The organism is Peribacillus sp. SRI_006 (assembly GCF_057586375.1).
Genome location: NZ_JBYCZT010000002.1, coordinates 115,656 through 137,927 on the forward strand (window position 1 = coordinate 115,656; position 22,272 = coordinate 137,927).

Annotated in this window: 17 protein-coding genes; 12 read left to right on the forward strand and 5 right to left on the reverse strand. The window is 41.1% G+C overall.

The window, feature by feature from the left end; translation table 11 throughout:
- The first annotated feature begins 472 nt into the window (after window positions 1-472).
- From AC2YHV_RS02910 to cuyA, 12 genes are all read left to right on the forward strand, one after another.
- Window positions 473-1,288 (forward strand): IclR family transcriptional regulator, encoded by an 816-nt coding sequence (locus AC2YHV_RS02910; RefSeq protein ID WP_048678846.1) that lies wholly within the window; start codon window positions 473-475, stop codon window positions 1,286-1,288.
- A gap of 273 nt (window positions 1,289-1,561) precedes the next feature.
- Window positions 1,562-2,095, forward strand: a complete 534-nt coding sequence (locus tag AC2YHV_RS02915) for a cupin domain-containing protein (RefSeq protein ID WP_034312308.1) — start codon at window positions 1,562-1,564, stop codon at window positions 2,093-2,095.
- Between the two features lie 122 nt (window positions 2,096-2,217).
- Complete coding sequence (locus AC2YHV_RS02920; protein ID WP_048678838.1) at window positions 2,218-3,156, forward strand: VOC family protein; 939 nt, start codon at window positions 2,218-2,220, stop codon at window positions 3,154-3,156.
- Between the two features lie 101 nt (window positions 3,157-3,257).
- On the forward strand, window positions 3,258-4,049 hold the full coding sequence (locus AC2YHV_RS02925; RefSeq protein ID WP_055348419.1) for an SDR family oxidoreductase: 792 nt from the start codon (window positions 3,258-3,260) through the stop codon (window positions 4,047-4,049).
- A 30-nt stretch (window positions 4,050-4,079) separates the two neighbouring features.
- Window positions 4,080-5,768 (forward strand): thiamine pyrophosphate-binding protein, encoded by a 1,689-nt coding sequence (locus tag AC2YHV_RS02930; RefSeq protein ID WP_487372537.1) that lies wholly within the window; start codon window positions 4,080-4,082, stop codon window positions 5,766-5,768.
- A gap of 12 nt (window positions 5,769-5,780) precedes the next feature.
- Window positions 5,781-7,226, forward strand: coding sequence for an aldehyde dehydrogenase family protein (locus AC2YHV_RS02935; RefSeq protein ID WP_034312301.1), 1,446 nt, complete (start codon window positions 5,781-5,783; stop codon window positions 7,224-7,226).
- A 16-nt stretch (window positions 7,227-7,242) separates the two neighbouring features.
- Window positions 7,243-8,028: an aspartate dehydrogenase gene (gene nadX / locus AC2YHV_RS02940; protein ID WP_487372538.1), complete on the forward strand. Its 786-nt coding sequence runs from the start codon at window positions 7,243-7,245 to the stop codon at window positions 8,026-8,028.
- 38 nt (window positions 8,029-8,066) lie between these two features.
- Entirely contained in the window at window positions 8,067-9,368 is a 1,302-nt protein-coding gene (locus AC2YHV_RS02945; protein ID WP_034312297.1) for an aromatic ring-hydroxylating oxygenase subunit alpha, read from the forward strand.
- 21 nt (window positions 9,369-9,389) lie between these two features.
- Window positions 9,390-9,899: an aromatic-ring-hydroxylating dioxygenase subunit beta gene (locus AC2YHV_RS02950; protein ID WP_034312295.1), complete on the forward strand. Its 510-nt coding sequence runs from the start codon at window positions 9,390-9,392 to the stop codon at window positions 9,897-9,899.
- A gap of 34 nt (window positions 9,900-9,933) precedes the next feature.
- A complete protein-coding gene (locus AC2YHV_RS02955; RefSeq protein WP_235568314.1) occupies window positions 9,934-10,722 on the forward strand; it encodes an SDR family NAD(P)-dependent oxidoreductase in 789 nt (262 codons plus the stop codon).
- A gap of 40 nt (window positions 10,723-10,762) precedes the next feature.
- Window positions 10,763-11,722: a VOC family protein gene (locus tag AC2YHV_RS02960; protein ID WP_487372539.1), complete on the forward strand. Its 960-nt coding sequence runs from the start codon at window positions 10,763-10,765 to the stop codon at window positions 11,720-11,722.
- A 1,128-nt stretch (window positions 11,723-12,850) separates the two neighbouring features.
- A complete protein-coding gene (gene cuyA / locus AC2YHV_RS02965; RefSeq protein ID WP_063576350.1) occupies window positions 12,851-13,843 on the forward strand; it encodes a D-cysteate sulfo-lyase in 993 nt (330 codons plus the stop codon).
- Window positions 13,844-14,241: 398 nt separating this feature from the next.
- Here the strand turns inward: cuyA and AC2YHV_RS02970 are convergent, their stop codons facing one another.
- The 5 genes from AC2YHV_RS02970 to AC2YHV_RS02990 form a co-directional block, all read right to left on the reverse strand.
- Window positions 14,242-15,873, reverse strand: coding sequence for an amidohydrolase (locus AC2YHV_RS02970; RefSeq protein ID WP_487372540.1), 1,632 nt, complete (start codon window positions 15,871-15,873; stop codon window positions 14,242-14,244).
- A 41-nt stretch (window positions 15,874-15,914) separates the two neighbouring features.
- Entirely contained in the window at window positions 15,915-17,258 is a 1,344-nt protein-coding gene (locus tag AC2YHV_RS02975; protein WP_487372541.1) for an APC family permease, read from the reverse strand.
- Window positions 17,259-17,490: 232 nt separating this feature from the next.
- Window positions 17,491-19,110, reverse strand: a complete 1,620-nt coding sequence (locus AC2YHV_RS02980) for an amidohydrolase (RefSeq protein ID WP_487372669.1) — start codon at window positions 19,108-19,110, stop codon at window positions 17,491-17,493.
- A 31-nt stretch (window positions 19,111-19,141) separates the two neighbouring features.
- Complete coding sequence (locus tag AC2YHV_RS02985; protein ID WP_487372542.1) at window positions 19,142-20,485, reverse strand: APC family permease; 1,344 nt, start codon at window positions 20,483-20,485, stop codon at window positions 19,142-19,144.
- 506 nt (window positions 20,486-20,991) lie between these two features.
- On the reverse strand, window positions 20,992-21,873 hold the full coding sequence (locus AC2YHV_RS02990) for a MerR family transcriptional regulator (protein WP_487372543.1): 882 nt from the start codon (window positions 21,871-21,873) through the stop codon (window positions 20,992-20,994).
- Between the last annotated feature and the right edge of the window lie 399 nt (window positions 21,874-22,272).

A 22,272-nucleotide genomic window follows, 5' to 3' on the forward strand; every position in this document is an offset into this window, starting at 1 on the left:
GTAAGGTAGTAATGGTTGCCAATTTGCGGTACTGATTCTTTAACAGGAATAGGGAAAATGAATTGCTCGAAGACACCAGCTAGGTTAAAAGTTCCCGGCTTTTACTAGCCGTTTTCCGGAAGCGCTGAAAGCATTGAGTATATCTGATATGACTCATAGACCAGCTGTTGTTAGCATGAAAGAAAGTAAACGGAAACTTCTGAATTGATTACAATCCATCGAAATATGATTGGAAGAACTTGCAAAGTAAAGGCCGGTGCGCGCTACTGGCGCCAAAGTACCTTTCTAGTTAAGGAAGCAAAAGAAAATAGGCAACCATTGAAGTATGCATCATGAACATTCACCAAAAGAACGATCAGAAAAAAATGGATATATATGTTGCAAGTTCTTCTTTCTAGGTATGAAGAAAGCTTTACTGAACGGGTTATAGTCAGGGAAAATGAGATTTATTCACAACGGGGGGAATACTTGAATGGCAAGCGAAGAAAAAGAGAAAGAGAAATATAGTGCTAATTCATTGGTTAGGGGCTTGGAAATCATTAAGCTCTTTAATGAAGTGCAGCCGAGCTTGTCTCTTTCAGAAATAGCAAAACAACTGGGAGTAAGCAGAACAGTACCATATCGTTTATTATTCACATTACAAAATATTGGTTACTTGTCTCAGGATGAACATACCAAACGTTATAGTTTAACTCCTAAAGTTCTTGAATTGGGGTTCAGCTATTTGAATAGCTTGAAATTCCAGGAAATTGTCCAACCTTATATGGAGACCTTGCGTGATGAAATCGGAGCCTCCTGCCATCTTTCCATTTTGGATGGACAGGAAGTTGTTTATGTTGGAAGTGCCCCGATCAGAGGTGTATCCGCTGTCAATGTGAACATAGGCTTGCGGCTGCCGGCACATGCTTTGGCCAATGGAAAATTACTTTTGGCATATCAACCGAAAGAATTGCTCATGCAAATGTTCAAAATATCGAACCTTACTCCTTATACAGACAAAACTCTCACCGCGCCTGGTGAATTTCAAAAACAGCTGGATTCGATTCGGCAAAATGGTTATTCGATGACAAGCGGGGAATTCCACCCTGGCATCCGTTCGGTTGCCGCCCCGATCTTTGATAGGACCGGGAAAGTATTGGCTGCCTTGAATGTCGTAGCAACAGAGTCTGCTTATCAAGAGGATTTCATCGATAAAATTGCCTTGCCGAAACTGTTGGAAGTTTCTCGTCAGTTATCCGTTTATATGGGATACAGCGGGGTTAAGCCTTATCAACACGAAGATGTCTGAACGATTTAAAATCGATTAATAAGTGAATAGTCTCTTTCGAAAGAGTGGATCTCCCAATAGGGAAATCCACTCTTTTTTGTGTTAAGAAAAGCAAATCGTTACAAGTTTATCCCATAGTCATGAACGTTCGGATTATAAAAATAGTTTTAAATATTCTAAAAACTCATTGACAATGAAGCGTTTTCATTTTAGACTTAATTCATAGACAAAACAATGTTTTGCTTATGAAACATAATTCGGTTTAGAAACAACAAATAAGGGAGGAATTTTAAAATGACAAAAGAAACTTTTTCAGTGAAGGATTTTGAAAAAAAATATGTTGCCCGATTGAAAGACCGTACTCTTGATTGGAATGTCTTGAAGTTCCAAGAAGAAATTGATCCCGCTTATAGACGCGCACAGATGAGATATATCGGACGTGGTGCCACTGCCAATAACGATACGAATGTAATTGCAGGTGAACATTTCACTTTAAGTACGATGGTGCTTCCTCCGGGATGTATCGGTCCTTTGCACCTTCATGACGATGTTGAAGAAGTGTTTTTCATTCTTGAGGGTGAAGTCACGGCATTAATTCAAGAGGACAGCTACAGTGAAGTGCATGAAATTAAATTAAGTGCGAGAGACTGCATAAGCAGCCCGCCAGGGGTTTATCGGGGAATTAGGAATGACGGGGATGTAGAGGCGCGCATGCTAGTGATGCTTGGGGCAGTGAAGCCTAACTTACCGACATATCCTGAAGGCAGTGAACTGGAAGAACTGCGTAAACAACGCTCTAAAGAAAGAGAAGCCATCATTAAAGATTGATCATTAAGCCGAAAGGGCACCTGCATTATGAAAATTAATGAGGCGCCCTTTTCGATTAGATTGTTAAATATGGCCAATGCGAATGATCAAAAGGGCAATCTAAATTATGGGAGGTTAAAAAAATGCTTGGGATTACTCATTTACGGCATATAAGCATGATTACTCCGAATTTCGACGATCAAGCAGAGTTTTATGAAAAGGTTTGGGGTCTGGATAGGGTGGATGTTCCGGAAGAGGAGAATACGGTTTATTTCCGGGGGGCTGGACCGGAACATCATATTCTTAGCCTTCACAGGGGAGAAAAACGAGGATTGCACCATATAGCTTTTGGCATGGTCGATAAAAATGCGGTAGACCGTGCAGCAGGGATATTACAATCGAAGGGCGTTCGAATTATTGAACCGCCTGGATATTTGGATGAAGCAGGTGCCGGTTATGGCCTGCGGTTTATTGATCCGGAAAACCGCGTAATCGAACTTTCGGCTTGGGTGGAAGTGCAAACATCTATTTGGAGCAAGAAAAATGTGGATCCAGTGAAATTGAATCATGTTGTAATGAACACGAAGAACTTAGATATGATCGTTGAGTTTTATACGGATGTTCTTGGTTTTAAAGTCACTGATTGGAGTGAGCATCAAATGTCATTCCTCCGGTGCAACAGAAAGCATCACTCCATCGCCTTCAATCAAGATGAGCATGCGTCAGTCAATCATATCGCATACGAAGTCGATTCCGTGGATGAATTGATGCGAGGAATAAGCAATGTCCGAAAAGCGGGCTTGTCAGAACTTTGGGGACCTGGACGTCATGGGCCGGGGGACAATATTTTCTGTTATTTTCAAGACCCAGGCGGTTTTGTAATGGAGTATACATGTTATCTGGAAACGATCGAAGATGAATCTGAGTGGAGAGCACGTGTATGGAAACGGGTACCGCATTTAATGGATCAGTGGGGGATTGCAGGGCCGCCGAAACCTGAAGCGCGCAAAGCAATGGGAGGAGATCCCGATCCAGGCTGGGTTGATTCTCATATAGAAGGTTCTGTCATGGCGAAAAAATGAGGAGGAGTTTGATTTCCTCCCATGATTCTTTCGCGTAGTTAGCTTCTTGTTGATTAAAGGACAGCATTTGAGGAAAATGGCTTTGAAAAGGAGTGAAGAGAGTGGATTTAGGATTGCAAGGAAAAGTGGCTGTCATTATGGGCGGCACGTCGGGAGTGGGATTAAAAACAGCAGAAATGTTTTTAGCTGAAGGAGCGAAAGTGGCTATTTGCGGCAGAAGTGCTGAGCGTATGGAAAGTGCACAAAGTCAATTGCTCTCATTTGGTGAAAAGGAAGATATTTTTGCATCAACATGTGATGTCACCTCAAAATCGGATGTGGATTCTTTCATTAATGGTACCGCTGAGAGGTTTGGCGGAATCGATATTTTGGTGAATGCAGCCGGTCAAAGCGTGATGGGTCACTTTTTTGACATAACGGATGAGCAGTGGGAAGAACAGATTCAGTTGAAGTTTTTTGCCATCATATATGCCGTTCGTGCTTCGCATCCTCATTTAGTGAAAAGGGGAGGAGGGCGGATCATTAATATTAATGCAACGCTTGCCAAAGAACCTGAACGTCATATGGTAGCGACTGCAGCAGCAAGGGCTGGCCTCCTTAATTTAAGCAAAACCTTGTCCCAGGAATTGGCCTTTGACAATATATTGGTGAATTCAGTGAGTCTTGGATTGATCCGGACCGATCAATGGGAGCGAAGAAGGTTGAAAAATGCGCCTGATATGGACCCTGAAGAGTATTACGGGGACCTAGCGAAAAAACGGAATATCCCTCTCGGCCGCGTAGGGGAAGCGGAAGAAGTGGCCAGTGTCATTGTTTTCCTTGCTTCAGACAAAGCAAGTTATGTAGCGGGTTCGACGATTGAGACGGCAGGAGCGATCGGAAAGGCAATATAAATATATTACTGAAAAAGGTAGGATAACGCGATGAAAATACAAGAAGAAATAGAGTTTACGACCGCCGATTCCATCGTAAAGGAGCTTGTTCAAGCAGGTGTGGAAGCTGCTTTCGGGATTGTCAGCATTCACAATATGCCCATCTATGATGCAATTCTTAGGGAAGGGAGCATCAAACTCATTTGTTCACGCGGTGAGAGCGGTGCCGTAAATATGGCTGATGGATATGCACGCGCCACCGGGAAATTGGGTGTAGTGATTACCAGTACTGGAACAGGGGCAGGAAATGCAGCTGGTTCACTAGTGGAAGCTTGGGCAGCAGGTGTTCCCCTTCTTCATCTAACAGGTGAGGTGGCTTCTTCTTATCTTGGTACAGGCAAAGGATACATACATGAGTGTAAAGACCAGCTTTCAATGATGAGCGGAGCTTGTAAAAATGCAGTGAGGCTTAGAAACCCTGACCAAACCGCAGCAGTAGTAAGGAAGGCAATCCAAGAAGCTTTAGCTGCACCAACGGGTCCGGTTACATTGGAAATTCCAATTGACTATCAATCGGTGATCATAGAGGATCTTTCACTCGAAGGGCTACGAACTTCACCCTCTGAAACAAATTCAATGCCAATTATTCCTGAACTAGCCGTTCAAAAAATCTTAAGCGCAAGCCGACCTGTCATATGGGCCGGTGGTGGAGTCATCAGTGCCAATGCTTCGCAAGAGCTGCAAAAATTGGCGGAAATCCTTGGCGCAGCGGTAATAACCAGTCAGTCAGGAAAAGGTTCGATTCCAGAAAACCATGAACAATGCATCGGACATTTTGCGGCATATGAAACTACAAAAGAGTTTTTAAGAAATGCAGATTTATTGATTAGCGTAGGTGTAAGGTTTAGGGGGAATGAAACATCCAACTGGAAAGTGCCGGTGCCCCAAGAACATATAGCGATCGATGCGGATTGGCAGGCCATTAACCGGAACTATAAAGCCACGTTAGGTTTGGTTGGCGATGCAAAAGATATGCTTGCTGCCATCATTCAAAAGCTTGAAGAACGTTCAGTTCATGCAGAGCCATCTTATTTACAAGAAGTTCTTTCACTTAGAAATGAAGTGCGCGCTCAACTCAGGGAAACGCTTGGACCGTATGAGCAATTTGTAGATGGCATGAGGGAGGTATTACCAGAGGATACCATTCTAGTTCGTGATGTGACCGTACAGGCAAATGTTTGGGGTAGCCGTTTATTTGAAATCTATGAACCGAGAACATCGATTCATGCATCAGGCGGCGGAATTGGTCAAGGTCTTCCAACAGCAATCGGTGCCCAAATGGGATGTCAAGATAAAACCGTCGTTCTTATGGCTGGAGATGGTGGGTTTATGGTGAACGTCGGGGAAATGGTTACGGCAGCCGAAGAAAACTTACCAGTTATCATCGTATTGTTCGATGACTCAGGCTATGGAGTTCTTCGCAATATTCAAACAGCCGCATATGGTCGGCAGGTAGCTGTGGACTTATTGAGCCCTGATTTTGTAAAACTGGCTGAATCCATGCATTTTGATGCAGTGCGTATTGGTTCTGGAGATGAATTCATATCCGAACTGAAAAAAGCTAAGGAAAGACGTAAACCTTCAATGATCGTCGTTGATATGGAAGCTGTGGGGCCAATGGCCAAACCATTTGGCGGACCACCGGGAGCTGCGGAAGCATTCAAGCCAAAAAAACTATAAGGAGGATTGAGAATGATTTCGACATACCCATTTGTTTCAGGAAAATATCTAGTTAATGGAGAATGGATAGAATTACCGGAAAAAGTCGATGTAGTAAATCCGGCAAATACATCGGAAGTAGTTGGCCAGGTGGCAAAATGCTCTGAAGAAATCGTGAATGGCGCTATTGAAGCGGCAGAAAATGCTTTTGAAACGTGGTCTCGCTCTGATATCGGGGAACGGGCAAACAGGATGAACACTGCGGCAGAAGAACTATCAAAAGTTATCGAGGAAAATGTTACCGTGTTTGTACGTGAGAATGGCAAAACACTTGTTGAAGCTAAAAAGGATTTACTGCGCTGTGTTGAAGTAATGAAGGGCTGTGCTGCAGAGTTACTTGATTGGTGGAAGCCTGAAGTGCTTCCAGGAAAACAAAAAGTCCAAATCCGAAGAAGGGCAAGAGGTGTCACGGCAATAATCACACCGTGGAATTCTCCGATGATATTAACATTTAAAAGGGTCATACCTGCTGTTTTGGCAGGCAATGCCGTTGTCGTAAAACCTGCAACGAATTGTCCCTTAACGATCATGACCTGTTTAAAAGTAGTTGCTGAACATTTTCCTCCAGGAGTCATCAATATAGTCTCGGGATCAGGAAAAGCAATCGGCGACACACTATGTTCCGATTCACGCGTAAGGACATTGGCGTTTGTCGGAAGTACGGAAACCGGGAAAGATATCATGCAGAAATCAGCTGGAAATCTGCAAAAAGTATATATGGAACTTGGCGGCAATGATCCTGCCATCATCTTGGAAGATGCCAATATGGACGAAGCGGCTATCAAACGTTTGAGAATGGGGATTTTACGAGCAGCGGGTCAGGTTTGTTCTGCTGTAAAAAGAGTGTACGTCCAAGAATCACGATATGATGAAGTTGTGGAGAAGCTGACCAAAGAGTTCAGCCGGATGGTGATCGGTGATGGAATTCAGCCTGATGTAACCATGGGTCCATTGAATAATAAAGCACAATATGACTTTGTGAATGGCTTGATCGAACGTACTGCTAAGTCAGGAGGAAATATAATCACAACCGGCATTCAGCTGAATCCGGAAACTTGGGATAAAGGTTATTATATGCTTCCTTCCATTATTACTGGCGTCGATCAGCAGAGCGAATTGGTTCGAGTGGAACAATTCGGACCGATCATTCCAATTTTACCTTTCAATGATATCGATGAAGCTGTAAAATTAGCGAATGATAGTGAGTTTGCGCTGCGTGCATCTGTTTGGACCGAGAATGAAGATATCGCTGTCGAAATGGCAGATCGCCTTGAAGCTGGTGCGGTATTCCATAATAATCATACCGTTTTCAGCGACTTGGCCCTGGACTTCCCTGGCTTAAAAGAAAGCGGTGTTTCGCGGGAAACAAGACATTGCGGGTTGGAATTCTTTGCGGACTCATACGGGTTTGCTGATTGAGGAAGGATGAAACTACATGAAGTTAGGTTTAATCGGGTGCGGTAATATCGGAAAATTTCTGCTTCAGGCCATTAATAACGACGGGCTTCTTCCAGGTGGAAGAATCGTTGCGATTTATGCCCGCCGTGAAGAAGTTGCGGCACAATTAGCTGAAGAATTCAGGACACAGCCATATTGTGATGTCGACGAACTCCTTAAATCCGATGTAGATTTAGTCATAGAGGCTGCAACGATAGAAGCAGCTGAAGAGTATGCATTGAAAGTGCTTAAAAGCGGGAAGGATCTCTTGCTAAGCAGCATTGGCGTGATGGCGAATTCCGCCTTTGAAGAACAATCAAACCAGATTTGTAAATTGAATAACGTGAATATTCTCCTTCCGTCTGGTGCGATTGGAGGTCTAGATGTACTTAAATCGGCAAAAGCGGTGAATGGCCTTGAATCTGTTTGCATCACCACAAGAAAACCGCCAAACGCATTGCCGGCAGGGTCTTCAGTGACAGAAGAAACGGTATTATTTGAAGGAACTGCTGCAGAAGCGATCAAGCTGTTTCCGAGAAACATTAATGTTGCGATTGTGCTGTCTATGGCTGGTCTTGGATCAGAAAAGACGAAAGTAAAAATTATTGCCGATCCAAAAGTGTTAAAAAACAATCACCTGATAGAAGCGTCAGGTTCGTTCGGGAAACTGAAACTGGAAGTGGAAAATGATCCGATGCCAAATAACCCGAAAACGAGTTATCTAGCGGCATTAAGCGTTTTGGCGACTCTGCAAAACAAGGAAAAAAGCGTTCAGATTGGGTAATGCATAATGATGTAAAGCTTGGAAGGGAGAGAAAAAGTATGCTTAAAACTGAAAAATCCTTAGAAGAAATGTCGAAACAGCAAGTTGTTGACTATTTGAACGAAACGGTTAAACCAGAGGAAGGCGTTATACCTGCATACCTCCTTGGAGACCCAAAGGTTTATGATATAGAACATGAAAAAGTGTTTTTGAAAACATGGGTTTTTATCGGTCATGATTCTGAAGTACCGAACAAAGGAGACTTCATGACCCGTGAACTTGCTGGCTACTCGCTCATCATTACTCGTGATGCTGAAGGTGAAATCAGGGCGTTTTATAATATGTGCACCCATCGCGGAATGAAACTATGCCGTGCAGATAAAGGGAACAAGTCATTATTTACGTGCCCCTACCATGGGTTCAATTTTAAAAACACTGGGGAACTCGTAGGAGTGCCATTACAAAAGGACATATATGGGGGCAACCTTGACCGCTCGGAAATGGGCCTTCACAAAGTAAAGCTTGAATCCTATAAAGGTCTTTTATTTGGAACTTGGAATGAAGATGCAGAACCGCTTGAAGAGTTCCTTGGCGACATTAAATGGTATTTGGATATCCTTGTAGGACGTGCAGAAATGGAAGTAATCGGAGTTCCGCAAAGATTCGTTGTTAATTCCAACTGGAAAGTTGGTTCCGATAACTTTGTTGGTGATTCCTATCACACGATGGTCACACACGGATCCATTGCCAAACTGGGCATGGTGCCCAATGCTACCTATTCAAAGCGCGGTTTCCAAATCCATACGGATAACGGACATGGACTAAACTTAGGGACTCCTAATCCTGACTTCGCTTTCCCGGAAGAATTGAAAGATGAATTTAAAACTAATTTGTCAGAAGAACAATATGGAGTGTTATCAAACTTAAAGAATATGATTGGGAATGTCTTCCCTAACCTATCATTTTTAATATCCCATACAAAAATCAAAGACCAATTCATCTCCAACACTTCAATAAGGATGTGGCGGCCAATCGGTCACAATAAAATGGAAGTGATTGCTTGGATGCTCGTGGAAAAGAACGCCTCCCAAGATTGGAAAGATAGATCAAGAGATTCATTTATCTTGACCTTTAGTCCATCCGGTATTTTCGAACAGGATGATACGGAAGTTTTTACTGATATCACTGAAGCAGCCCAAGGCCCAATGCCTTTCCTAAAGAATCTAACCTACAATTATACAATGGGTCTTCATCGTGAACCAGTTGATTTTATAGGTCCTGGTGTTGCTTACGATGATAAATTCACTGAAGCGAGCCAAAGGAATTTTTACAAGTACTGGCTTGAATTGATGACGAAATGATAAGCGGGAGGGGTAAGTGAAATGAATGTGGAGAAAATGTTGCTCAAATGTCAATTTGAACAGTGGCTGTATGATGAAGCTCAATTACTGGATGATATTGAATTTGATGATTGGTTCGATTTAATGCATTCGAGCTTACGTTATCAAATGCCTGTACGTGTTAATAAAGAAGGGGTGGAACGCCCGGATTATTCAACGGACATGTTTACATTTAATGATGATATTGAGCTGCTTAAACTGCGTGTGGATCGTTTGAAAACGGATTATGCTTGGGCGGAAATACCGCCATCAAGAACAAGGCGTTTTGTCTCAAATGTACGTGTTAAAGACTATGTTGAAGGTGAAAAGGCAGTCGTCAAGAGCTACCTGCTCATCTATCGTAGCCGCAGCACGGATATTCAACATGATCTGATTTCGGGGGAACGAAATGATGAATTCATTTTCGAAGAAGGTAAGTGGAAACTTTCCAAACGAATATTCATTGTTGATCAATCAACGATAAATACCAGAAATCTTGCTATCTTCGTATAATATTGACTTGGTTAAAAAGAGGAGGCTGGTTACAATGGCAATGGCGTTAAAGGATAAAGTAGTGTTGATTACCGGTGGCAACTCAGGTATCGGGGAGGCTGTCACTAGACGTTTCATACAAGAAGGGGCAAAAGTCAGCATCATCGGCCGCTCGATAGAAACGCTAAAGAAAATGAAAGCGGAATTTGGTGAAGATATTCTCATTAACCAAGGCGATGTAAGCAAATATGAAGACAATGAGAGGGCTGTCCAGGCCACTGTCGAGCAATTTGGAAAACTGGATGTTTTCGTTGCCAATGCAGGAGTCTTTGATGGATTTGCTAAATTTGCCGACGTAACTCCCGATGCACTTTCCGATGCATATGATTTTCTGATTGATATTAATGTTAAAGGATCATTCTTCGGTGCTAAAGCCGCTCTTGAAGAACTGCAAAAATCGAATGGAAATATTATTTTCACCGTATCCGGTGCCAGTTTTTATCCGGATGGCGGCGGGGTGTGGTACACAGCAAGCAAGCATGCCCAAATAGGGCTGATGCGCCAACTTGCCTTTGAACTCGCTCCTAACATAAGGGTGAATGCTGTAGCGCCTGGTGGCACTCTGACCGCATTATCGGTCATTCCTCCCCTACGTCCATTCGTTAAAATGGTGGATAATGAAACGAAGGCAAATAGCATAAAAAAAAGAAACCCTCTTCAGCTTGCACAGCTGCCCGAAGATCATGTAGCTGCATATGTCCTATTGGCATCAGACGCAGCGCGTGCCATTACCGGTGAAGTCATCTCCAGTGATGGAGGATTGTCCGTTCGCGGACTGGGTTGAGTTCATAATAAAATAAACTAGGGGAAGTAGGTTTATTAGTATGGCTGAATCACTATTGGGCAATAGGAATATTAATCAACTCGCATTTGTTGTAAAAGATATTGAAGCTGCTAATCTAGCTTTCACAAGACTGCTGGGCATTAAGAAGGCAGAACCCTTTCTAACTGGTGACAGTTCTGTTTCGAAAGTCACTTTTAGAGGTGTACCAACGGAATCGCAATCCAAACTGGCTTTCCTGAATACACCGACCGTCCAATTTGAACTAATAGAACCCGATAAAAATCCAGGAACGATGCGTGAGTTCCTGGATGAAGTAGGTGAAGGGATCCACCATATAGCTTTTGATGTGGACTCTATTCAAAAGAGGCTGCCAATCATGGAGAAAAATGGTTACCCAGCTTTGCAAACGGGTGAATTCACTTCAAGTGACGGCCGATATGTATATGTGGATACACTAGATGATCACAAAACGTTAGTTGAACTGCTTGAAAGTGTGGAGCCAAGAGTAACGGCATGGGAAAGATCGGAAGATGACAGCATTCAGCCGCTACTAGGGACTAACAAAGTGGAACAGCTTGCGTTTGTTGTCAAAGATCTTGATGCGGCTGCAGAAGCATATAGTAAGTTGTTGGGTGTTGAAAAACCTCCCATCATCCATTCTGGTTCATCCGATATTACAAACGTGATTTACAAAGGGAAGCCCACTGAAGGCAAATCAAAATATATGTTCATCAATACTCCGTTAATTCAAATTGAATTGATCGAGCCGGGCGATTCACCCAGTACGTGGAAATATCATCTAGAAACATATGGTGAGGGTGTTCACCATATCTCTTTTGTCGTTAAAGACATGGAGGCTAAAATGAAGATGCTGGAAGAAATGGGCTATCCGGTCATACAGACAGGAAACTTTTTTAACGGAAAAGGCCGGTATGCCTATATGGATACAAAAGCGACCTTTAAAGTGATTATTGAATTGCTGGAACGTTACGATGAGTAAACAAGTAACCATTGATAATCAAAAGGTGTATGGATGATTGTCCGGGCATTTGGAACTTACATAATTAGGAATAAGAACCCCAGGGGTCATTCAATCGAAAAACCTAGCCATTTTCCCACCTAATCAGCTGAATAACTACCTAGAAGAAAAAGCATACAAGGCAATGGTCGGGAAGGGGACTTCAACCATGGCCTTGTACGGTTCGATAAAAGTGAATAATTTAACATCAATATGGATTGTATTGACCTTTATTGCTTTTTCTACAACTTTGTCACGAATGGCCTGGATTAACTGTTAGTGCTCGTTGTTTCGTTCCTCATACCAAGATTTATCCACCAATTTAATTCCTCATTAGGGGCCGATAAAAAGGATTCGAAAAGAAACCATGATGAATCTGTAGTTTTTTGGAGAAAGTTATTTCTCGAGTTGGAATATAATAAGCGGTGAAATTCGATGTTTGTACGACTTGACGCTATTCGGTCATTTTTTTTATTTCTTGTTGCAGTTTATCTGTTGCCCATACCAGTTTTTTTAACTCCTCTTCCGTCATTCCTTCACAGTAATAATACGCTTCAATGATTGCATTTTTAATAACAAAAATATAGCTTCCCTTAAGGGCTTAGAATAATAATGTTCTATTTAATTTGAATATAAAGATAATGATTGGTTTCCATGGCGCTCTTTTCTAAAAATATACAAGTATATTTATTTTAAAAATGAGTGATGTCCATTTCAATGCTTCATACTTTTTATTAATACAATTCAATGGGATGGATGACACTATTACTACTAAAGACGCTCACTAGGCTATCGGACCTTTGGCAAGATAAAATTCCAGGTAGCCCTTAAATATGCTGTAACTGGGAAGCTGCCTGATACTTTTTGGGAAAAAAGGTGGTCATAGAATAAGCGGAAGCACTAATAGTAGGTTTTGATATCATTTTGCCCTGACGAATGATGTATATGAAAATTCTTTTTTAGAGATAACCATGCTAGAAGGGAGATTCATGTTGCTCGATTACATAAAGATGCTATGATTGAAATCGAAGCTTATTTTAAACGAAAGAGAATATCAGATTGATATTTTCTTTCGTTTAATATACATAGAGGAAGCAGGAGGAGTTATTAATGAACTTAGCACAATTTCCCAGGAAACGATATACACCGACATATACACCAGTTGAGAGACTGGATCATTTTTCTGAAGTTCTTGGGGGCCCATCCATTTACGTTAAACGAGACGATATGCTTGGTCTGACGGCAGGCGGAAATAAAACAAGGAAACTGGAATTCCTTGTTGCCGATGCATTGGACAAAGGCGCGGATACATTGATTACATGTGGAGGCATTCAATCAAATCATTGCCGCTTGACACTAGCTGCTGCGGTTAAAGAGAAAATGAAATGCATCCTTGTGTTGGAAGAGGGCCTTTCAAATTCTGAACCGGATTTTAACGGTAACTATTTTCTCTACCATTTATTAGGCGCTGAACAAATCAAAGTAGTGTCTAATGGAGCTGACTTAATGCAAGAAATGCAAAAAGTGGCTAAAGAGGTGACAGAGAAAGGACATCAACCTTACATCATCCCGGTTGGGGGATCCAATGTCATTGGTGCGACGGGATACGTTGCATGTGCTCAGGAGATCTTGGCCCAGTCCTTTGAGCAAGGAATTGATTTGAAAGCAGTTATTTGTGTAAGCGGCAGTGGAGGAATGCATGCTGGTTTGGTGGCAGGATTTCATGGAAATCACAGTGGAGTATCGGTAATTGGAATAAACGTAAGCAGAGGGAAAGCTGAACAAGAAGAGAAAGTTTTTCAGCTTGTTAAGGAAACTTTAACACATATCGGCATTCCGAATTCAATTCCTCGTGAGGCTGTTACGTGTTTTGATGAGTATGTCGGCCCGGGTTATGCTTTGCCTACACCTGAAATGGTGGAAGCAGTCAAGCTAATGGCAAGAACGGAAGGGATACTGCTGGATCCGGTATATACGGGGAAAGCCGCAGCGGGACTCATCGATTTAATACAAAAAGGCACCTTTAAGCCGGAGGATAACATTCTATTTGTTCACTCTGGCGGTGCTTCATCGCTATACGCCAATACGTCTCTCTTTAATTGAGATTTTACGAACCAACTGGTTCGCCGGCACCAGTTGGTTGGTCTAAAGTAATCATTTCAAGTTGATCTCGTTGAATAGAATGATGTTCCGAAAGCATCCCCTATTCACCCCAAGTTTTTAATAGATCTATTTTAAAACAAGGCTCTTTTCGTAAAGATTGATGTTTTTAAAACGAAACTATTTAAGGTTGATTGGAGAGGAAGTGCGAGACTCCTGCGGGAGCAGCGGGACAGGTGAGACCCCACAGGCGAAAGCCGAGGGCGGACCGCCCGCGGAAAGCGAGTGCCCTACGTTCCAATCAACGTCCAAATTGTGCAAGCCATAAAAAAGGACAAACTCGATTTTGAGTTTGTCTACAGTCTGAGAGGATTCTACATTTGTAGAATCCTCCTTTAATGTTACTTTTCGATTAAAGACGTCGTATGATCAAAAACAACTTTCCCATCAACGATCGTTAGCTGTACCTTTGTATTGGGAATTTCTTCTACTGGTATTTCAAAGAGATTTTGTTCTAATACTACGATATCAGCAAGTTTTCCTACTTCTAATGTTCCCAATTCCTTCTCCCTAAAGGAACCATAAGCTGATCCGGCTGTATAAGCTTTCAATGCTTCGGCAAGTGTGATGCGCTCATGTGGATGCCATACCGTTTTTCCGCTGCTGTCGATTCTCGTTACTGCCCGATAGATTTGCAGAAGCGGATCAAGGGTATCGATTGGGAAGTCCGTTCCGAATGCCAATTTCGCTCCGGCTTCTTGCAGTGTATTAATCGAGAAAACATACTTTTCTCGTTCTGTACCAATCCGCTCGGTATAAACACCTCTTTCAGACATCGCAAAGTGATCCGGCTGCATTGAAGCGGTCACGCCTAGCTCTTTGAAACGATGAATATCATCAGGGTGGATCACTTCAATGTGTTCAACAGAATGACGCGAATCTCGTTTACCGTTTGTCTTTTGCGCTTCCTCATAGGCATCTAAAGCAAGGCGAATCGCTCCGTCGCCAATTGCATGAAAACGAATGCTGAAGCCTTCTTTATCAGCATCAGCGACCCATTTTTTGATTGTTTCTGGAGGGAACGATGATTCACCTCGTGTATTCGGTTGATCAGCATAAGGTTCAAGTAAATAAGCGGTACGGGCTGTAATGACGCCATCGATAAATTGTTTAAGTCCTGACACACGAAGTTTGTCCGATTGATACGTATCTCGTAATTTTTTGACACGTTCAAGATTGCCATTTAAAGCTGGCCATAAATGAATACGGGCAGTTAAATCTCCATTGTCTTCAAATTCTTTGAAAACATCATAATCATTAAGCTTTTCCAATGCTTCTATTGCAAATAAGTCGTGGACGGATGTTACTCCTAAACCAGCCGCATGAGTAAGGAAATTAGTGAAAAGTTCTCTCTTTTGTTCTTTTGTAAAATCATAGGCATGGAGGATAACCGCGTCCATTGCTTTTTCGTATAAAAGTCCATTAGGTTCCCCATTTTCGTCTTTTCCAATCATTCCATACGAAGGGTTTTCCGTATGACGGGTAATATTAGCGATTTCAAGTGCCTTTGAATTTACCCATGCGTAATGACCTTCGGCGTGAAACATAAGTACCGGACGGTCGGGGAGAATGCGGTCCAATGAAGACCGATTCGGTAATTGCTGCGTATCCCAATATCCTGCATCCCATGAAGCGCCGATTATCCAAGGATCTTGCGGGCGTGATTCGGCAAATTCACGAATCATTTCCAACGCTTCTTCTTCTGAACGGGCTGGGAATAAATTGGCACTATTCATCGAAACAGCCCCATCCATCATGTGAAGATGGAAATCATGAAAACCCGGTAGAATTAATTGGTCATTAAATTGATGGATTTTGGTATTCTCCCCTGAATAAGGTTTAACCTCCTCTTCAGAACCAACCGCAATGATTTTATTGTCCTTAATCGCAATTGAGGCGGGCTCCGGTTGATCAGAAAGTCCTGTAAATACAGCATTACTTGAAATAATTACATCAGCTGGTTGTTGATTCATTATCTATCATTCCTTTCAATTCTATAGAATAGCTTCTATTTTTAAGCTTGTTCAATGGCAAGCTCAGGAGGCGGCTGTCTAAACATTTTTGTAAGGTTAAGAAGGTACACAAATCCGATGGCAAACCAAGTTCCTCCCAGTATTAACGAATAGATGTCTAACTTTATCCAAAAGAAACCTGTAAGAGAAGCACCAATTAACGGAATGATAAGGTACCGAATGGTCCCCATTAAGGAACGCTGCTTTTTTCGGAAATAATAGTGAGCGATAACCGAAAGATTAACGAAAGTAAAAGCGAATAATGCACCAAAATTTATAAGAGATACGGCAGTTGTAAGGCTTAAGAAAAGTGCGCTTAGAGCAACGCCTCCTATAATTAATATGTTGAAGACAGGTGTACGATATTTAGGAGAAAGATATCCAAATATTTTGGCAGGAAGTACACGTTCACGTCCCATTGCAAATAAAATACGTGAAGCACTTGTTCCTGACGCAATAGCTGATGAAAAACTTGACATGATTCCTTCAGCAAGCATATAACTTATCAAAAAGTTCCCCCCGATATACATTGCAATTTCCATATAGGCAGCTTCCGGGGCTTTAAATGATTGGTAGTCTGGCCAGACAAGCTGTAAAAAGTACGAACCGATAAAATAATATAATCCACCAATGATCGTTACAAGATAAATGGCCCTAGGTATGGATTTTCGCGGGTTTTTCGTTTCTTCAGAAAGAGTTGTTACTGCATCAAACCCTAAAAAGGAAAAGCATAAAATAGGGATGATGGATAGGAAGCCTGACATATTTATATTTGAATCAATAAACGGGAGGATTGAAAAAAGCGTTCCTGCACCTTGACCATTTAAAAGCCCCTTTATTGAAAAAATGGTGAACAACGCAAGTGTTCCGAATTGCAAGAATAGAAGCCCCATATTAAGCTTAGCCGCTACCTTAATACCAAGAATATTTATAATCGTAACCGTGACGATAAAGAGAATGATCCAGACGTACATAGGAATTATAGGGAAATAGGCTTTCATTGCAATTCCTAACAATAGAGCACTGATCATTGGACTGAACATATAATCCAGTATAATGGTCCAACCTACGAGAAAACCAATGTGAGGACTTAGGGATTTTTGCGTAAACGTATAGGCTGCACCCGCATTTGGAAAGGCTTTGACCATTTGCGCATAGCTGTAGGCGGTAAATAGCATAACGATAAAGGCAACGATATAAGCAGTAGTGATCATCCCGTTCGTGCTATGAACAGCAACTCCATATGTTGAAAACAAAGTAGTTGGGGCCATAAAGGCCAAACCAAAAAACACAACATATTTTAATGGAAGTGAACGTTTAAGAGTTGATGAGTTTGAATTATTCATATATCAGTCCCCCTATTTAAATGGCTGCATCATAGTCATTCTTCATTCCAATACCATACTGATTCTGCAAAGCAGACCGATCTCCATGCCCAACTATTCTATAGTTTTTATTTTCCATAGGATGGTCTATTTTCGTATTGAATTTCTAAAAATAATAAGTTGCATATTAAGTAAACGTTTGATGACAAAGATGTACATCCGCTAGTTGATCCTCATATTCCGAATCGTTTACTTATCTTCCTAAAGAACCGGCATTATCATAAACTACTTGACCGTCAACGATTGTTAACAGTACCTTTATATCTGGTATTTCTTTCACGAGCACTTCAAAGAGATTTCGTTCCAAGACGATAATATCAGCAAGTTTACCTACTTCCAATGTCCCTAATTCCTGCTCTCTAAATGTACCGTAGGCTGGGCCACTGGTATAAGCTTTCAATGCTTCGGCAAGTGTGATGCACTCATGTGGATGCCATACCGTTTTTCCGCTGCTGTCGATTCTCGTTACCGCACGATAAATTTGGAGGAGCGGATTCAAAATATCAATTGGGAAGTCCGTTCCAAAAGCCAGTTTCGCACCAGTTTTTTGCAAAGTATTAATCGAGAAGACATACTTTTCTCGTTCAGCACCAATTTGTTCGGTGTAAACACCTCTTTCAGACATCGCTAAGTGATCTGGCTGCATTGAGACCGTAACACCCAGCTCACTAAAACGATGAATATCATCTGGATGAATAACTTCAATGTGTTCAACGGAATGTCGTGAATCTCGTTTACCATTTGTCTTTTGCGCTTCCTCATAGGCATCTAAGGCAAGACGGATTGCTCCATCTCCAATCGCATGAAAACGAATGCTGAAGCCCTCTTTATCTGCAGCAACGACCCATTTTTTGATCGTTTCAGGAGGGAAAGACGTCTCACCGCGTGTTTCTGGTTGATCCGCATAAGGCTCAAGTAGATAAGCTGTACGGGCGGTAATGACACCATCGATAAATTGTTTCAGTCCCGACACACGGAGTTTATCCGATTGATATGTTTCTCGCAATTGTTTGGAGTGCCCAAGATCGCCATTTAATGCAGGCCATAAATGAATCCGCGTTGTTAATTTACCGTTGTCTTCGAATTCTTTGAAAACATCTAGTGATTCTATTGTCTTTAAACCATGTAGGTCATTGACAGCAGTCACCCCTAAGCTTGCTGCGTGTGCTAAGAAATTGGAGAAGATTTCATTTTTTTGTGAATTTGAAAAATTAAAGGCATGGCGGATAACCGCATCCATTGCTTTTTCATATAAAATACCATTGGGTTCGCCATTTTCATCTTTTCCTATAATGCCATAGAAAGGATTTTCCGAATGACGAGTAATATTAGCAATCTCCAAAGCTTTCGTATTCACCCATGCATAATGGCCTTCAGCGTGAAACATGAGTGCCGGACGGTCTGGAAGAATATGATCCAATGAATGGCGAGTCGGTAATTGTTGTGTATCCCAATAACCTGCATCCCAAGTAAATCCGATTACCCATTGATTTTCCGGTTTTGATTCGGCGAATTCGCCAATCATTTCCAGCGCTTCTTCTTCTGAGCGAGCGGCGAACAGATTGACACTATTGAGGGCAACGGCACCTTGCATGATATGAAGGTGGAAATCATGGAATCCCGGCATAATTAATTGGTCTTTAAACTGATAGATTTTCGTGTGCTCACCTGCGCAGTGTTTAAGTTCTTCCTCAGTACCAATCGCAACAATTTTGTTATCCTTAATTGCAATGGAGGCAGGTTCAGGTTGGTCGGAAAGACCTGTAAATACAGTATTACTTGATATAATTACGTCAGCTACTTGTTGACTCATCATCAATCATTCCCTTCTTACAGCTCTATTATTAAGCTTCCTCAAAGGCAAGCTCAGGAGGCGGATGCCTAAACATTTTCGTTAAGTTTAATAGATAAATAAATCCGATAAAAAGCCAAGTTCCACCTAGTATTAGTGAATGTTTATCTAGATTTATGAAAAACAATCCAATTAGTGCTGCACCAGTAAGCGGGATCATCAAATATTGAATCGTTCCTTTAAAAGATCTCTGTTTCTTTTGGAAAAAATAGTAAGAAACAACCGAAAGATTCACAAAGAAAAAGGCAAATAACGCACCAAAACTAATAAGAGATACAGCTGTTGTTAGATTTAAGAAAAGGGCGCTTAATGCAATCCCGCCAATGAGTAAAATATTGAACACAGGTGTCCGGTATTTCGGTGATAGATAGCCGAAGATTTTTTTCGGCAATACATTTTCCCTTCCCATCGCATACAAAATACGAGAGGCGCTCGTTCCCGATGCCACAGCTGAAGCTGTGGTGGAAGTTAGCCCCACTGCCACAAAGAAGCTCACAAAAATGTTTCCGCCGATATACATCGCGATCTCTAAATAGGCGGATTCAGGGTTAGTGAAAGAATGGAACTCCGGAAAAATTAGTTGTGCAAAATAAGAACTTATGATAAATAAAAATCCGCCAATCATCGTTATGAAATAGATCGCTTTTGGCAACGTTCTCGTAGGATCCTTCGTCTCCTCTGACAGAGTAGTTACTGCATCAAAGCCTAAGAAGCTAAAACAAAGAATTGGGATAACAGATAGGAGAACCGGTGAGCTAATTTCAGGATCATAAAAAGGAACGGTGGAAAATAATGTCCCTGTCCCTTTTCCTTCAAGAAGACCTTTAATGGACAAAATAAAAAATAGTGCAAACAATAAAAATTGCAAGAAAAGCATATACGTATTAAGTTTCGCTGCTAATTTAATGCCAAGGATGTTGACAGCAGTAATAATCACAATAAATAAAATGATCCAAACAAACATCGGAATGGATGGAAAATAGGCTTTCAATGAAATTCCGACGATTAGGGCGCTGATCATCGGGCTAAATATATAATCAATGATGATTGTCCAACCAACGATAAACCCTATATGTGGACTTATAGATTTTTGCGTAAACGTATATGCTGCTCCTGCTTTTGGGAACGCTTTCACTAATTGGGCATAGCTATAAGCTGTAAATAACATGACAATTAAAGCAATGGCATAAGCCGTTGGCATCATACCGCTGGTGCTGTCTACAGCAACCCCATATGTTGAGAAAAACGTTTTTGGAGCCATGAAAGCCAATCCGAAAAAGACGACATACTTCAAAGTAAGAGTACGTTTAAGAGTTGGTGAATTCGTATTTTCCATTAATCAATCCTCCTTGTGAATTTTTTAATAACGATCGTACACATTCATTAATGTGCACATAGTGAATAAGCGGATTATTCGGATTATTCGGATTATTTAATTTAAAATTCCGTAAATTCAGTCAATGGAAAGGTTATTTGTCTGGATTCATTTAAGGATAACCAATATAAATAGTAACTACTTGTGAACGGATACAACTTGAGCTCTGACTGAATGCTTATAACCATTTTTTCATAATTGCCTGTCCTCCAATCGGCCGCACAGAGGAGTTGGTAAAGAAGAGTAGCATAATGCAAGGAACAACATGGCCTTGTCTTTTTGATGTCACACTTTTTAATAAAAGGTATCACTCCTTAGAACAAAATGATTTTTCAAAATAATGGTTTGCTGTTTTCATTTAGGAATGCATCACTCCATTCATTATGTATAAATCCATTATAAAGTCTCGTCTAACACGAGAGTAAACAGTTGCGATACAAAAAAAAGCCTTCGAAATGATAATGCTTTCATTTCGAAGGCTGTTTACTTGTTACTTTTTCTTGAATCGGAATTTGTATTTCATAATAAGCTTCATCATATTGATCGGTCAGAGAAACGTCAACCTGCATAATTCGAAAGGCGTCACCGGTAATAATATAGTCATGAGTATCACAATAATGGAGTTGCTTTTTTAGCTGGGTTAGCATTTTCTCGCTTGTAAGTCCTCCATAATAGGAACATAAAAAAAGCCCTTTTTCAATTTTTTTGGTTGGTTGCTCTGACTCCTCACCCTGAACAAGAATGAATGATTGAGATTGATAGTCACTTAGGTTAGCGGAAAAGTCAGATGATTGACGAATTTCATCAATATACTCTTTCTTGATGAAATCTCCAAATTTATTGCTGGCCAAAGCAGGGATGATTCCACCAATCTTGTTTTCGAGCTCCAAATATCCAAAATAAAGATTTTCTGTATCCGTCCAAGCTACCGATCTGTCTAGCTGGATGTATTCCCGTTCTTCAAATTGTTTTATCACGATATCCGAATTCCTGTAACTGTTTGTGAAATGTTCAATATTGTATAATCTTGTCATCAAAATATTATGGATACCTTGCAATTTCTTAATTTCTTCCTGTATATTAGCCATTGATTTTTGAAGTGATTGAACCGACTTTTTGACATTGCGATCCGTAAGAAACTGCTTGATTTCTTCTAAGGAAAACCCGATGCTCCTTAACTCTTTGATCGTTCCGAGAACCTCATACTGGGAAATGGAGTAATAACGATAGCCAGTTTCGGGGTCAATATGAAAAGGCTTTAGCAATCCAATTTTATCGTAATGACGCAACGTATCTACGGTTACACCTCGCAACTTCGCCATTTCTCCTATACTAAGCTTATTTTGCATGGCTTTTCTCCTAACCAATACTGAATTTATATATATTAATAACATGATTTCATCCTATTATAAAGTAGCGATTCCTGTTGTGTATAGCTAGTGGCAGGAATATTTGTAGAGCACGCATTAAATAAAATTGCAGTCACAAACTTACACGTCCAGTATTCGATTTAATCAGGGTTAACCATTTCAGCTCCTGAAATGGGTATACTTTTTTGGACTTAAAGGATCAAAATGCAGAAGAGGTTCAACAGTTTTTCTTGAAAACTTGAAACCGAAACTTCCAGGCGTCAAGTACAAAGCAAAAGCAATGGTTTTCTAATTAGAATGGATAGTATTTATTGCATGTTTAATGAGGAATTTGTAATGAGGGAACATATGTTTTATAATGTACTTTAAGTAATTATC

What these genes read in the sequence shown, in the direction of transcription:
- AC2YHV_RS02955 (WP_235568314.1), top strand. Translation starts at nt 9,934, where the DNA reads ATGGCAATGGCGTTAAAGGATAAAGTAGTGTTGATTACCGGTGGCAAC.
- AC2YHV_RS02960 (WP_487372539.1), top strand. Translation starts at nt 10,763, where the DNA reads ATGGCTGAATCACTATTGGGCAATAGGAATATTAATCAACTCGCATTT.
- AC2YHV_RS02975 (WP_487372541.1), bottom strand. Translation starts at nt 17,258, where the DNA reads ATGAATAATTCAAACTCATCAACTCTTAAACGTTCACTTCCATTAAAA.
- AC2YHV_RS02950 (WP_034312295.1), top strand. Translation starts at nt 9,390, where the DNA reads ATGAATGTGGAGAAAATGTTGCTCAAATGTCAATTTGAACAGTGGCTG.
- AC2YHV_RS02985 (WP_487372542.1), bottom strand. Translation starts at nt 20,485, where the DNA reads ATGGAAAATACGAATTCACCAACTCTTAAACGTACTCTTACTTTGAAG.
- cuyA (WP_063576350.1), top strand. Translation starts at nt 12,851, where the DNA reads ATGAACTTAGCACAATTTCCCAGGAAACGATATACACCGACATATACA.
- AC2YHV_RS02970 (WP_487372540.1), bottom strand. Translation starts at nt 15,873, where the DNA reads ATGAATCAACAACCAGCTGATGTAATTATTTCAAGTAATGCTGTATTT.
- AC2YHV_RS02990 (WP_487372543.1), bottom strand. Translation starts at nt 21,873, where the DNA reads ATGCAAAATAAGCTTAGTATAGGAGAAATGGCGAAGTTGCGAGGTGTA.
- AC2YHV_RS02910 (WP_048678846.1), top strand. Translation starts at nt 473, where the DNA reads ATGGCAAGCGAAGAAAAAGAGAAAGAGAAATATAGTGCTAATTCATTG.
- AC2YHV_RS02920 (WP_048678838.1), top strand. Translation starts at nt 2,218, where the DNA reads ATGCTTGGGATTACTCATTTACGGCATATAAGCATGATTACTCCGAAT.
- AC2YHV_RS02930 (WP_487372537.1), top strand. Translation starts at nt 4,080, where the DNA reads ATGAAAATACAAGAAGAAATAGAGTTTACGACCGCCGATTCCATCGTA.
- nadX (WP_487372538.1), top strand. Translation starts at nt 7,243, where the DNA reads ATGAAGTTAGGTTTAATCGGGTGCGGTAATATCGGAAAATTTCTGCTT.
- AC2YHV_RS02935 (WP_034312301.1), top strand. Translation starts at nt 5,781, where the DNA reads ATGATTTCGACATACCCATTTGTTTCAGGAAAATATCTAGTTAATGGA.
- AC2YHV_RS02915 (WP_034312308.1), top strand. Translation starts at nt 1,562, where the DNA reads ATGACAAAAGAAACTTTTTCAGTGAAGGATTTTGAAAAAAAATATGTT.
- AC2YHV_RS02945 (WP_034312297.1), top strand. Translation starts at nt 8,067, where the DNA reads ATGCTTAAAACTGAAAAATCCTTAGAAGAAATGTCGAAACAGCAAGTT.
- AC2YHV_RS02980 (WP_487372669.1), bottom strand. Translation starts at nt 19,110, where the DNA reads ATGAGTCAACAAGTAGCTGACGTAATTATATCAAGTAATACTGTATTT.